Source organism: Teichococcus aestuarii (assembly GCF_003116135.1).
Taxonomy (GTDB): Bacteria; Pseudomonadota; Alphaproteobacteria; order Acetobacterales; family Acetobacteraceae; genus Pseudoroseomonas; species Pseudoroseomonas aestuarii.
In genome coordinates this window covers 174346-186984 of sequence record NZ_PDOA01000003.1, presented here as the reverse complement: position 1 = coordinate 186984, position 12639 = coordinate 174346, and the positions used below count along the sequence as shown (strand labels likewise).

Genomic DNA, 12639 nt, shown 5'->3' with positions numbered 1-12639 from the left:
AGGCGGGGGAGGGCCTGCCTCCCCCGCGCGCCCTCAACCCCGCCGCACCACGTAGTTGGCGGCTTCCATCGCGGCGATGATGGCATTGCCCTGTGCGGCGTCGCGCACCTCGATCATCAGCTCCAGCTCGGTGGACTGCACCGTGGGCGCGCCGAAGAGCTGCTGGTGCTTCACCTCGATGACGTTGCCGCCCGCATCCGAGATGCGCTTCGAGATGTCGGCCAGCACGCCGGGGCGGTCGGGGATGTCGAAATGCAGGCGCAGGATGCGGCCATCCCGCAACAACTGCCGCAGCAGCACGTTGGAGAGCGCCCGGGCATCGATGTTGCCGCCGCAGACCGGGGTGCCGACCTTGCGGCCGGCGAAGCGCCCCGGATGCGCCAGCAGCGCCGCGACGCCGGCCGCGCCGGCGCCCTCGGCCACCACCTTGGCGCCCTCGGCCAGCAGGGCCACGCCCTGTTCCACCGCCCGCTCCGGCACCACCAGCACCTCGATGCCGAGGCTCCTGAGCAGCGCGTAGGGGGCCTCGCCCACATCGCGCACGGCGATGCCCTCGGCGATGGTCGGGCCGCCGACCGCCACGGGCTGCCCGGCCAGGCGCTGCGCCATGGCCGGGTAGCCTTCCACCTCGACGCCATAGACGGTGAGGCCGGGGTTCAGCTCCAGCGCCGCGGCGGCGCAGCCGGCCAGCAGCCCGCCGCCGCCGACGGGGAAGACCAGCGTGTCCAGCCCCGGCGCGTCCTCGATCATCTCGATCGCCATGGTGCCCTGGCCGGCCATCACGCCCGGGTCGTCATAGGGGTGGATGAAGGTCAGCCCCTCGCGCAGCGCCAGCGCATGGGCGTGCGCCGCGGCCTCGGCCAGGGTCTCGCCATGCAGCACCACGGTGGCGCCCCAGCTCTCGGTCCGCACCACCTTGGTGGCGGGCGTGAAGCGCGGCATGACGATGGTGGCGCGTATGCCGAGCAGGCTGGCATGGCGGGCCACCGCCTGGGCGTGGTTGCCGGCCGACATGGCGATGACGCCGGTGGCCTTCTCCCGCGCCGTCAGCAGCGCCAGCCGGTTGGCGGCACCGCGCTCCTTGAAGGCGCCGGTGGCCTGGAGGTTGTCCAGCTTCAGCCACACCTCGCAGCCGGCGGCGCGGCCGATGACGGGGGCCGGCACCATGGGCGTGCGCAGCACCGCGCCCTGGATGCGGGTGGCGGCCTCCCGCACATCGGCCAGGGTGACGAGGCCGGGCGCGGGCAGGTCGAGCGTCATGCCCGGCAGGCTGCGGCTCGGCATGGTCAGACGAAGCGGACCTTGGCGATCTCGTAGGCGCGCGCGCCACCGGGGGCCGGCACCTCGACGGAGTCGCCGAGCTTCTTGCCGAGCAGCGCCTTGGCCAGCGGCGAGGAGATGGAGATGGAGCCCTGCTTGGTGTCCGCCTCGTACTGGCCGACGATGCGGTAGGTCTTCTCCTCCTCGCTCTCCTCGTCGATGACCGTGACGGTGGCGCCGAAGCGCACCTGGTCACCGGAGAATTTCGAGACGTCGATCACCTCGGCGGAGGGGACGATGCTCTCCAGCTCGGCGATGCGGCCCTCGACGAAGGACTGGCGCTCGCGCGCGGCATGGTACTCGGCGTTCTCGGACAGGTCGCCATGCTCGCGGGCCTCGGCGATCGCGCGGATCACCGCGGGGCGCTCCTCCGATTTCAGATGCCGCAATTCCTCCTCAAGTCGGGCGAGACCTTCGGCGGTCATCGGGAATTTCTGCACGGCAGATCTTTCCTTCATACGCGGCAACGGCCGCCGGGCAGGACCCGGCGGCCTTCCGGCACCCCAGGGCGGTTGCCCCTGCGGATGCCATTGGCGGGAAACATGGATCGGGCGGGACGGGCCTTGCAGCCTGCCCCGCCCCGCCCTTCAGAACGAAGGAGGAAAGTAAGCCTGTAGGGGCGCCACTTCAAGAGTTCCGGCCTTCAGCGCGGCGATGGCGTGCACCGCGGCGCGGGCGCCGGCCATGGTGGTGTAGTGCGGCACCCCATGGGTCAGCGCGCCGCGGCGGATGTCGAAGCTGTCCGCCACCGCCTGGCCGGTGCCGGTGGTGTTGATGACGAGCTGGATCTCGCCATTGCGGATGGCGTCCACGCAATGCGGGCGGCCTTCCATCACCTTGTTCACCACCGTCACGGCGAGCCCCGCCTCGCGCAGCGCCGCGGCGGTGCCGCGCGTGGCCAGGATGCGGAAGCCCATGTCGGACAGGCGGCGGACGAAGGAGATGGCCCCCTTCTTGTCGGTGTCCTTCACCGAGACGAAGGCGGCGCCCTCCAGCGGCAGCTTCACGCCGGCGCCGAGCTGCGCCTTGGCGAAGGCACGCTCGAAGGAGGCGTCGAGCCCCATCACCTCGCCGGTGGACTTCATCTCCGGCCCGAGGATGACATCGACATTGGGGAAGCGGTTGAAGGGGAACACCGCCTCCTTCACTGCGACGTGCCGGTTCACCGCCTCGTCGTCGAGCTTGAACTCGGAGAGCTTCGCGCCGGCCATGACGCGGGCGCCGATCTTGGCGATCGGCACGCCGGTGGCCTTGGCCACGAAGGGCGCCGTGCGCGAGGCGCGCGGGTTGACCTCGAGGACGAAGATCTCGCCGTCCTTCACCGCGTACTGCACGTTCATCAGGCCCTTCACCTTCAGGGCCTTGGCCATCGCCTCCGTCTCCGCCTTCAGCTCGGTGACCACCGAGGGGGGGAGGGAGTAGGGGGGGAGCGAGCAGGCGCTGTCGCCCGAATGGATGCCCGCCTCCTCGATATGCTCCATGACGCCGGCGACATAGACCTGCCCGTCCTCGTCGGCGATGCAGTCCACATCCACCTCGATGGCGTCCTGCAGGTACTGGTCGATCAGGATCGGGTTCTCGCCGGAGACGATCACCGCCTCCTGGCCGAAGCGCAGAAGCTGCTCGCGGTTGTAGGCGATCTCCATGGCGCGGCCGCCCAGCACGTAGGAGGGGCGCACCACCACGGGGTAGCCGATGCGCTCGGCCTCGACCACCGCCTCGTCCAGCGTGCGGACGATGCCGTTCTGCGGCTGCTGCAGGCCGAGGCCCTTGAGAAGCTGCTGGAAGCGCTCGCGGTCCTCGGCGATGTCGATGGCCTCGGCGGAGGTGCCGAGGATCGGGATGCCCGCCTTGTGCAGCGCCTGGGAGAGCTTCAGCGGCGTCTGCCCGCCATACTGCACGATGCAGCCCAGCACCTCGCCCTTCTCCTGCTCCTTGCGGATCAGGGAGATCACGTCCTCGGCCGTCAGCGGCTCGAAGTAGAGGCGGTCCGAGGTGTCGTAGTCGGTCGAGACGGTCTCGGGGTTGCAGTTGACCATGATGGTCTCGAAGCCGGCCTCGCGCAGCGCGTAGCAGGCATGGACGCAGCAATAGTCGAACTCGATGCCCTGGCCGATGCGGTTCGGCCCGCCGCCGAGGATGACGATCTTCTTGCGGTCCGTCGGCCGGCTCTCGCAGGCGGGGGTGCCGAAGCCGCCCTCGTAGGTCGAGTACATGTAGGGCGTGTCGGAGGCGAACTCGGCGGCGCAGGTGTCGATGCGCTTGAACACCGGCAGCACGCCGAGGCCGAGGCGGTGCTGCATCACCGCCGCCTCGCTCTGGCCGCTCAGCACGCCGAGGCGTTTGTCGGAGAAGCCCATCGCCTTCAGCCGGCGCAGCCCGTGCGCGTCCTGCGGCAGCCCCTCGGCGCGGACGCCCTCCTCGGCGCGGACGATCTTCTCGATCTCGCGGATGAACCACGGCTCGAAGCGGCAGGCCTCGTGGATCTCCTCCACCGTCAGGCCGGCGCGCAGCGCCTGCGCCACGTTCAGCACGCGGTCCGGCTTCGGCGTGGCCAGCGAGGCGATATGCGCCTCGCGGCTGTTGTCGGCCATGGCGATATCGTCGAGGCCCGACAGGCCGGTCTCCAGGCTGCGCAGGCCCTTCTGCAGCGCCTCGTTGAAGGAGCGGCCGATCGCCATCGCCTCGCCCACCGACTTCATCGAGGTGGTCAGCGTCGCCGGCGTGCCGGGGAACTTCTCAAACGTGAAGCGGGGAATCTTGATGACGACGTAGTCGATGGTCGGCTCGAAGCTGGCCGGCGTCACCATGGTGATGTCGTTCTTCAGCTCGTCCAGCGTGTAGCCGACGGCGAGCTTGGCGGCGATCTTGGCGATCGGGAAGCCCGTCGCCTTCGAGGCCAGCGCCGAGGAGCGGGAGACGCGCGGGTTCATCTCGATGACGACCATGCGGCCATCCACCGGGTTGATGCCGAACTGCACGTTGGAGCCGCCGGTATCGACGCCGATCTCGCGCAGGCAGGCGATGGAGGCATCGCGCATGCGCTGGTATTCTTTGTCCGTCAGCGTCAGCGCCGGCGCCACCGTGACGGAGTCGCCGGTGTGCACGCCCATCGGGTCCAGGTTCTCGATGGAGCAGACGATGATGCAGTTGTCCGCGGTGTCGCGGACCACCTCCATCTCGTACTCCTTCCAGCCCAGCACGCTCTCCTCGATCAGCACCTCGTTGGTCATCGAGGCGGAGAGGCCGGCGGAGACGATCTGCTCGAACTCCTCGCGGTTGTAGGCGATGCCGCCGCCCGTGCCGCCCAGCGTGAAGGAGGGGCGGATGACGCAGGGGAGCTTCACCAGCTCCAGCCCGGCGCGCGCCTCCTCCATCGTGTGGGCGATGTGGCTGCGCGGGCTCTCGATGCCGATCTTGGTCATCGCGTCGCGGAACTTCAGCCGGTCCTCGGCCTTGTCGATCACCTCGGCCTTGGCGCCGATCAGCTCGCAGCCATACTTCTCCAGCACGCCGGCCTCGGCCAGCTTGAGGGAGGTGTTCAGCGCCGTCTGGCCGCCCATGGTCGGCAGCAGCGCGTCCGGGCGCTCCTTGGCGATGATCTTCTCCACCATCTCGACCGTGATCGGCTCGATATAGGTGGCGTCCGCCAGGCCCGGGTCGGTCATGATGGTCGCGGGGTTGGAGTTCACCAGGATCACCCGGTAGCCCTCCGCCCGCAGCGCCTTGCAGGCCTGCGCGCCCGAATAGTCGAACTCGCAGGCCTGGCCGATGACGATGGGGCCGGCCCCGATGATCAGGATGGACTTGATGTCTGTACGCTTCGGCATCGGGAGGGCCCTTATCGGCGGGAGTCGGTGGCGAGTTTGACGGCGATCAGCCCCAGCGCGCCGCCCAGCACATAGCGCTGCGCGGCCAGCCAGAGGGGACGCCTGGCCAGGAAGGTGGAGATGCCCCCGGCGCCCAGCACCAGGAGGATGTCGAACAGCGCGCCGATCAGCACCTGCACGCTGCCCAGGATGACGCCCTGCGCCAGCACGCTGCCGCGGGCGGGGTCGATGAAGGGCGGCAGCACCGCCACGTAGAACAGCGCCACCTTCGGGTTCAGCAGCGCCGTGGCGGCGCCCACGGCGAACAGCCGGGCCGGCGGCTCCGGCGGCAGGGCGCGCGGTTCGAACACCGAGGCGCCGCCGGGGCGCAGCGTCTGCCAGGCCATCCAGCCGAGATAGGCGGCGCCGCCCAGGCGCAGCACGTCATAGGCATAGGGCACCGCCAGCAGGGCCGCGGTGACGCCGGCCGCGGCGGCCAGCATGATCAGCGCCATGCCCGCCTGGCAGCCGGCCAGCGAGACCAGACCCGCCTGCCGCCCCTGCGCCAGGGTGCGGGAGGCGAGGTAGAGCATGTTCGGCCCCGGCGTAACCGCCAGCCCCACGGAGAGCGCGGCGAAGGCCAGGAGCGCCGCGAGCGAGGGCATCAGCCCATCCCCGCGGCAGGAACCGGCGCCGCGCCCATGGCCTCAGCCCTGGATCGAGAAGCCGCCATCGACCGGGATGGCGGTGCCGGTGATGAAGGCGGCCTCGTCGCTGGCGAGGAAGGCGGCGATGCCGCCGAAATCCTTCGGGTCGCCCCAGCGCTTGCTGGGGCTGCGGGCGATGACGGCGTCGTTCAGGGTCGGCACGTCCTGCCGCGCCTTGCGGGTCAGGTCGGTGTCGATCCAGCCGGGCAGGATGGCGTTGGCGGTGATGCCATCGGCGCTCCAGGCAGCGGCGAGGGACTTGGTGTACTGCACCACCGCGCCCTTGCTCGCCCCATAGGCCGGGGAGAAGGAGACGCCGAAGATGGAGAGCATGGAGCCGATGTTGATGACGCGGCCATGGCCGCTCGCCTTCAGCGCCGGGTAGGCGGCACGGGTCAGGCGCATCACGCCGGTCAGGTTGGTGTCCAGCACCGTCATCCACTCCTCGTCCGTCACCATGTGCGGAGCCTTGCGGATGTTGGTGCCGGCGTTGTTCACCAGGATGTCGAGCCGGCCGGCCTGGGCCAGCACCTCCTCCACCAGCTTCGCCGGCACGGCGGGGTCCGTCAGCTCGGCCTGGAGGGCAAGGGTCTGGCCGCCCAGCTCGGCGGCGGCGGCGGCGTTCTTCTCCGCGCTGCGGCCGGCGATGACGATGCGCGCGCCGCAGGCGGCCAGGCCGCGCGCCATGCCGAAGCCGATGCCGCCATTGCCGCCGGTGACCAGCGCCACGCGCCCCGTCAGGTCGAACATTCCAGCCATGCCCTGTCTCCCCTGTTCTGGCCGGCGGCTCAGGCCGCCTTGTGCTTCTCGATCATCTCCACAAAGCGGTGGAAGAGATAGTGGCTGTCGGAGGGGCCGGGGCTGGCCTCCGGGTGGTACTGCACCGAGAAGGCCGGGCGGTCGGTGGCGGCGATGCCCTCGTTCGAGCCGTCGAACAGCGAGACATGGGTGATCTTCACCGTCTCCGGCAGCGACTTGTCGTCCACCGCGAAGCCATGGTTCTGGCTGGTGATCTCGACGCGGCCGGTGGCCAGGTCCTTCACCGGCTGGTTGGCGCCGCGGTGGCCGCGGTCCAGCTTGAAGGTGCGGCCGCCCAGCGCCAGCGCCAGCAGCTGGTGGCCGAGGCAGATGCCGAACACCGGCGTGCCGGCATCGAGCACGCCGCGGATGGCGGGCACCGCGTAGGCGCCCGTCGCCGCCGGGTCGCCGGGGCCGTTGGAGAGGAACACGCCATCCGGCTTGTGGGAGAGGATGTCCTCGGCGGTGGCGGTGGCGGGCAGCACGGTCACCTCGCAGCCGGCATCGGCCAGGCAGCGCAGGATGTTGCGCTTGGCGCCGTAATCGACGGCCACCACCTTGTGCTTGCGCGCCGGCGCCACGTTGTAGCCCTGGCCCCAGGACCACAGCCCCTCGGTCCAGGCATAGGACTGGCGGCAGGAGACCTCCTTCGCGAGGTCCATGCCCTCCAGCCCCGGCCAGCCGGCCGCCTGGGCGCGCAGCGCGGGGATGTCGAAGCGGCCATCCTGCGGGTGGGCCAGCACGCCGTTCGGCGGGCCGCCATCGCGGATGCGGGCGGTCAGCGCGCGGGTGTCGATGCCGGCGATGCCGGGAATGCCATGGCTCTTCAGCCAGTCATCCAGGTGCCGGGTGGCGCGGTAATTGGCCGGCTCGGTCAGATCGAGCTTCACCACCAGGCCGCGCGCGGCGGGGGTGATGCTCTCCACATCCTCCGCATTGGCGCCCACATTGCCGATATGCGGGAAGGTGAAGGTGATGATCTGCCCGGCATAGGAGGGGTCGGTCAGGGTTTCCTGATAGCCCGTCATGCCGGTGTTGAAGCAGATCTCGCCGACGCTGGCGGTGTGGGCGCCGAAGCCCACGCCCCAGAAGACCGTGCCATCGGCCAGCACCAGGGCGGCGGTGGCGCCGGCGGGGGGCTGCTGATCGTCGGTCGGGGTGGCGGCAGCGGGCATGCGCGTCTCCGGGCTCGGTTCGGTCTGCGGGGTGGGGGCGGCGGCCAGCTCCGCCAGGGAGAGGCCGGTGGCGGCGAGGATCGCCGGCCAGTGCCTGGCGGGAATGGCGCGCGCCTGGCGCCACTTCCGCACCGCCTCGGTGCCGACGCCGCAGCGCTCGGCCACGGCTTCGCTGCCGCCCATCAGGGCGATGATGTCATCCACAGACCGCATGGGAGGCTTATGTGGGAAGGAATTTCCCAGTGCAACCAAATCCGGGCAAGTGGGAAAAAATTTCCCAGCCTGGCTACCCCCTGGCTCCGGCCGCGCCGAGCGGCTTTATACCCCGCCCGATCCCAGAGGAGAGTGACCGATGAGCCTGCGCGAACGCTTCACCCAGGAATTGAAGGTGGCCATGCTGGCCAAGGACGCGGCCCGCACCTCCACCATCCGCATGATCATGGCCAAGCTGAAGGACACCGACATTGCCGCCCGGCCCTCGGGCGTCGATCAGGTGCCGGAGGAGCAGATCGTGGCCATGCTGCGCTCGATGGTGAAGTCCCGCCGCGAGAGCGTCGAGATGTACACCCAGGGCAACCGGCCGGAGCTGGCGGAGAAGGAAGGCGCCGAGATCGCCGTGATCGAATCCTTCCTGCCGCGGCAGATGGACGAGGCCGCCATGCAGGCCGCCGTGGCCGAGGCGGTGGCCGAGAGCGGCGCCAGCTCGGTGAAGGACATGGGCAAGGTGATGGCGGTGCTGAAGGCGAAGCACGCCGCGACGCTGGACATGGCCAAGGCCGGCCCAATGGTGAAGGCGGCGCTGAACGGCTGAGGCCGCGCCCGCCGTGGCGCGGCGCCGCGGCATGGCTTAGGTAGGGCGGCATGTCCCTGCCGCCCAACTTCCTGGAGGAGCTGCGCCTGCGCACGCCGCTGGCGCCGCTGATCGGCCGCAGCGTGAAGCTGACGCGCGCCGGGCGGCAATGGCGCGGCTGCTGCCCCTTCCACGGCGAGAAGTCGCCCTCCTTCTACGTCTATGACGACCACTACCACTGCTTCGGCTGCGGCGCGCATGGCGATGCCATCGCCTATGTCATGCAGAGCCAGGGGGCGAGCTTCCCCGAGGCGGTGGAGCGGCTGGCCGCCGAGGCGGGGCTGGAGGTGCCCAAGGCCACCCCGCAGCAGGCCCGGCGTGAGGAGAAGCGGCGCGACCTGCACGGCGTGATGCAGGCCGCCGCCGAGGCCTTCCAGCGCCGGCTGCGGCTGCCGGAGGGCCGGGCGGGGCTGGACTACCTGCTGCGCCGCGGCCTCTCGGAGGAGACCATCCGCAAGTTCGGCCTCGGCTGGTCCGGCGGCGGGCGCGGCACGCTGGCGGCCGACCTGAAGCCGCTCGGCATCGAGCCGCCGCAGCTCGTCGAGGCCGGGTTGATGCGGGCGGGGGAGGGGGACGCGCCCCCGGCCGACCTCTATTTCAACCGGGTGATGTTCCCGATCCGCGACCGGCGCGGCCGCATCGTCTCCTTCGGCGGCCGGGTGCTGGGGGATGCGCAGCCCAAATACGTCAACGGCCCGGAGACCGAGCTGTTCTCCAAGCGCCGCAACCTCTACGGCGCCGACCTGGCGCGCGAGGCCGCCTTCAAGGGCGCGCCCGTGGTGGTGGTGGAGGGCTACATGGACGTCATCGCCCTGCACCAGGCGGGGTTCGGCGGCGCCGTGGCCCCGCTCGGCACGGCGCTGACGGAGGAGCAGCTGGCCGAGCTGTGGCGCATGGCGCCGCAGCCGCTGCTCTGCTTCGACGGCGACAAGGCGGGCCTGCGCGCCGCCGCCCGCGCCGCCGAGCTGGCGCTGCCGCTGCTCTCGCCCGAGCGCAGCCTGGGCTTCGTCACCCTGCCGGCGGGCGAGGACCCGGACACGCTGGTGGCCAAGGGCGGCTCTGGCGCCTTCCGCACCCTGCTGGAGGCGGCCCGCCCGCTCTCGGCGGTGCTGTATGGCATGCTGGCCGAGAAGCACCCCGGCGGCACGCCCGAGGCGCGCGCCGCGCTGCGCCACGACCTCGAGGACGCGGCCGGCAAGATCCCCGACAAGTTCCTGGCCGGCGAGTACCGCCGCGCCCTGCTCGACAGCTTCTTCGCCGGCAACCGCCGCCCCGCCCCGGCGCCGCGCCAGCCCTGGTCGCCGCGCGGCGGGGCGGGCGGGCGCGGTGCCCGGCCCCTGGCCCCCGCCCTGAACCTGCCGCGCCCCGGCATCGACCCCGCCCAGGTGCGGCAGGAGCAGGCGCGCTGCCTGCTGGCCATCACCCTGGCCCATCCCTGGCTGCTCGGCGAGGTGGAGGAGGCGCTGGCCAGCCTGGAGCTGCCCGAGGGCATGGCGCGCCGGTTGCAGCAGGCCATGCTGGGCTGGCACGGCGGGACGGAGCGCCTTGAAGCGGCGGCGCTCGCCGACCACCTCGAAAAAATGGACCCTGACGGCCTGGCCTGGCTGCGCCAGTCGCCGCGCATGCTGCCCGCGGCGGCGAAGGAAGCGGCCCTGCCGCAGCTGGTGACGCAGCAATGGTGGTACTTCTTCGGCCGCTTCCGTGGCGAGGCGGCGCTGCTGCTGGAGCGCGAGGCGGCGGTGCGGGACCTTGCCGCCACCGGCAGCGCGGCCGCGCAGACGCGGCTGATCCGGCTCAACGAATTGCTCGCCGCCCAGCGCCGCGGCGAGATGGAGGAGGAGAATGAGGGCGGGTGAGCGGCGCGCCCGCCGGGCGCCATTCCGCGACCCGCTCTTGTGTTGCCCTGTCACGGGGCGTTATGGCCCCGTTTCGTGGCGTTCATGCGGGCGCGGCGTTGGCCCCTCTCTCTCCGTTCACCCGGGGCGGGGCCGTTAGGACCAAAGCGAGGCTTCCCGGCCTACACTGCGGGCCGGGCTGAGTCAGACGGAGCGGATCGGCATGGCGAGCAAGGTCGCGAACGGCACCGACACGGTCGAGAACCGCGACGAGGCGGTGGAGGGCGCGCTGCTCGACACCCTGTCGGCAGCGGTCAAGAAGCTGGTCGCGCGGGGCAAGGAACGGGGCTACGTCACCTATGACGAGCTGAACCAGGCCTTGCCCGACAGCCAGGTGTCCTCGGAACTGATCGAGGACACCATGGCGATGCTGAGTGAGCTCGGCGTCAACGTGGTCGAGGCCGAGGAGACCGAGGACACCGAGGGCGCCGCCAAGCCCGCCGCCAAGGCCGAGGGGGCCGAGGAGGAGGAGGAGGAGGAGAGCGGCGGCAACGTCGACGAGGAGAGCCTCGGCCGCACCGACGACCCCGTCCGCATGTACCTGCGCGAGATGGGCAGCGTCGAGCTGCTCTCGCGCGAGGGCGAGATCGCCATCGCCAAGCGCATCGAGGCGGGGCGGGACATGATGATCGGCGGGCTCTGCGAGAGCCCGCTGACCTTCCAGGCCATCCTCACCTGGCACGACGCGGTCAAGGAAGGCCGCATGCTGCTGCGCGACGTGATCGACCTCGAGGCGACCGCCGCCGCCGACAGCCCCGACGTCCCCCCCGCCGCGGAGGAGGAGTTCGAGGATGGCGAGGAGGGCGAGGGGATGGGCCTCTCCCTCTCGGCGCTCGAGGAGAAGCTGAAGCCCGAGGCGCTGGCCACCTTCGAGCAGATCGAGGAGATGTATGGCCGCCTGCAGAAGCTGCAGAACAAGCGCATGGAGGCCTACACGGCGGGCGAGGAGTTCGCCACCCGCACCGAGGCGACCTATGAGAAGCTGCGCCAGGAGCTGGTGACGCTGGTCGAGAAGGTGCAGCTCCACAACAACCGCATCGAGGAGCTGGTCGACCAGCTCAAGGGGCTGAACCGCCGCATCACCGGCTATGAGGGGCAGATCCTGCGCCTCGCCGAGGCCAGCAAGGTGAAGCGCGACGACTTCCTCACCCAGTGGCGCGGTGCCGAGATCGACCCCGCCTGGTTCGACCGCGTGGCCACCCTGCCGGGCAAGGCGTGGAAGAACTTCGCCGAGCGCTCGCGCGACGAGGTGGAGCAGATCCGCAACCAGATCGGCAACACCGCCGCCGTCACCGGCCTGCCGGTGGGCGAGTTCAAGCGGGTCTATTCCACCGTCTCGCGCGGCGAGCGCGACATGACCCAGGCGAAGAAGGAGATGATCGAGGCCAATCTCCGCCTCGTCATCTCCATCGCCAAGAAATACACCAACCGCGGCCTGCAGTTCCTGGACCTGATCCAGGAGGGCAATATCGGCCTGATGAAGGCGGTCGATAAGTTCGAGTACCGCCGCGGCTACAAGTTCAGCACCTACGCCACCTGGTGGATCCGCCAGGCCATCACCCGCTCGATCGCCGACCAGGCGCGGACCATCCGCATCCCCGTGCACATGATCGAGACGATCAACAAGCTGGTGCGCACCAGCCGCCAGATGCTGCACGAGATCGGCCGCGAGCCGCAGCCCGAGGAGCTGGCCGAGAAGCTCGGCATGCCGCTCGAGAAGGTGCGCAAGGTGCTGAAGATCGCCAAGGAGCCGATCAGCCTCGAGACGCCGATCGGCGACGAGGAGGACAGCCACCTCGGCGACTTCATTGAGGACAAGGCGGCGATCATCCCGCTCGACGCCGCCATCCAGACCAACCTGCGCGAGGCCACCACCCGCGTGCTCTCCTCGCTTACCCCGCGCGAGGAGCGGGTGCTGCGCATGCGCTTCGGCATCGGCATGAACACCGACCACACGCTGGAGGAGGTCGGCCAGCAGTTCAACGTGACGCGCGAGCGCATCCGCCAGATCGAGGCCAAGGCGCTGCGCAAGCTCAAGCACCCGAGCCGCAGCCGCAAGCTGCGCTCCTTCCTGGACAATTGAGG

Annotated in this window: 9 protein-coding genes; 3 read left to right on the top strand and 6 right to left on the bottom strand. The window is 70.6% G+C overall.

The annotated features are described in order from the left end of the window. Positions 1-33 precede the first annotated feature (33 nt). The 6 genes from CR165_RS06285 to carA form a co-directional block, all read right to left on the bottom strand. Entirely contained in the window at positions 34-1284 is a 1251-nt protein-coding gene (locus CR165_RS06285) for a threonine ammonia-lyase (protein WP_245906174.1), read from the bottom strand. A gap of 2 nt (positions 1285-1286) precedes the next feature. Then, the gene (gene greA / locus CR165_RS06280; protein ID WP_109516120.1) at positions 1287-1760 is read right to left on the bottom strand and encodes a transcription elongation factor GreA; all 474 of its coding nucleotides are present in this window, start codon (positions 1758-1760) and stop codon (positions 1287-1289) included. 147 nt (positions 1761-1907) lie between these two features. After that, positions 1908-5150: a carbamoyl-phosphate synthase large subunit gene (gene carB / locus CR165_RS06275; protein ID WP_109516119.1), complete on the bottom strand. Its 3243-nt coding sequence runs from the start codon at positions 5148-5150 to the stop codon at positions 1908-1910. Positions 5151-5161: 11 nt separating this feature from the next. Beyond that, positions 5162-5794, bottom strand: coding sequence for a LysE family translocator (locus tag CR165_RS06270; protein WP_109516118.1), 633 nt, complete (start codon positions 5792-5794; stop codon positions 5162-5164). A 42-nt stretch (positions 5795-5836) separates the two neighbouring features. Then, positions 5837-6595 (bottom strand): SDR family NAD(P)-dependent oxidoreductase, encoded by a 759-nt coding sequence (locus CR165_RS06265; RefSeq protein WP_109516117.1) that lies wholly within the window; start codon positions 6593-6595, stop codon positions 5837-5839. 29 nt (positions 6596-6624) lie between these two features. After that, positions 6625-8022 (bottom strand): glutamine-hydrolyzing carbamoyl-phosphate synthase small subunit, encoded by a 1398-nt coding sequence (gene carA, locus CR165_RS06260; protein WP_109516116.1) that lies wholly within the window; start codon positions 8020-8022, stop codon positions 6625-6627. Between the two features lie 139 nt (positions 8023-8161). On the opposite strand from carA, the gene CR165_RS06255 reads away from it, so the two are divergent. The 3 genes from CR165_RS06255 (at position 8162) to rpoD (ending at position 12637) form a co-directional block, all read left to right on the top strand. Next, complete coding sequence (locus tag CR165_RS06255) at positions 8162-8620, top strand: GatB/YqeY domain-containing protein (RefSeq protein ID WP_109516115.1); 459 nt, start codon at positions 8162-8164, stop codon at positions 8618-8620. 50 nt (positions 8621-8670) lie between these two features. Next, positions 8671-10515, top strand: a complete 1845-nt coding sequence (dnaG, locus tag CR165_RS06250) for a DNA primase (RefSeq protein ID WP_109516114.1) — start codon at positions 8671-8673, stop codon at positions 10513-10515. Positions 10516-10717: 202 nt separating this feature from the next. Continuing rightward, a complete protein-coding gene (gene rpoD, locus CR165_RS06245; RefSeq protein ID WP_109516113.1) occupies positions 10718-12637 on the top strand; it encodes an RNA polymerase sigma factor RpoD in 1920 nt (639 codons plus the stop codon). Positions 12638-12639: the final 2 nt, after the last annotated feature.

Coding starts and splice junctions, on each gene's coding strand:
- CR165_RS06285 (WP_245906174.1), bottom strand. CDS start 1,284: ATGCCGAGCCGCAGCCTGCCGGGCATGACGCTCGACCTGCCCGCGCCC.
- carB (WP_109516119.1), bottom strand. CDS start 5,150: ATGCCGAAGCGTACAGACATCAAGTCCATCCTGATCATCGGGGCCGGC.
- CR165_RS06270 (WP_109516118.1), bottom strand. CDS start 5,794: ATGCCCTCGCTCGCGGCGCTCCTGGCCTTCGCCGCGCTCTCCGTGGGG.
- CR165_RS06265 (WP_109516117.1), bottom strand. CDS start 6,595: ATGGCTGGAATGTTCGACCTGACGGGGCGCGTGGCGCTGGTCACCGGC.
- carA (WP_109516116.1), bottom strand. CDS start 8,022: ATGCGGTCTGTGGATGACATCATCGCCCTGATGGGCGGCAGCGAAGCC.
- CR165_RS06255 (WP_109516115.1), top strand. CDS start 8,162: ATGAGCCTGCGCGAACGCTTCACCCAGGAATTGAAGGTGGCCATGCTG.
- dnaG (WP_109516114.1), top strand. CDS start 8,671: ATGTCCCTGCCGCCCAACTTCCTGGAGGAGCTGCGCCTGCGCACGCCG.
- rpoD (WP_109516113.1), top strand. CDS start 10,718: ATGGCGAGCAAGGTCGCGAACGGCACCGACACGGTCGAGAACCGCGAC.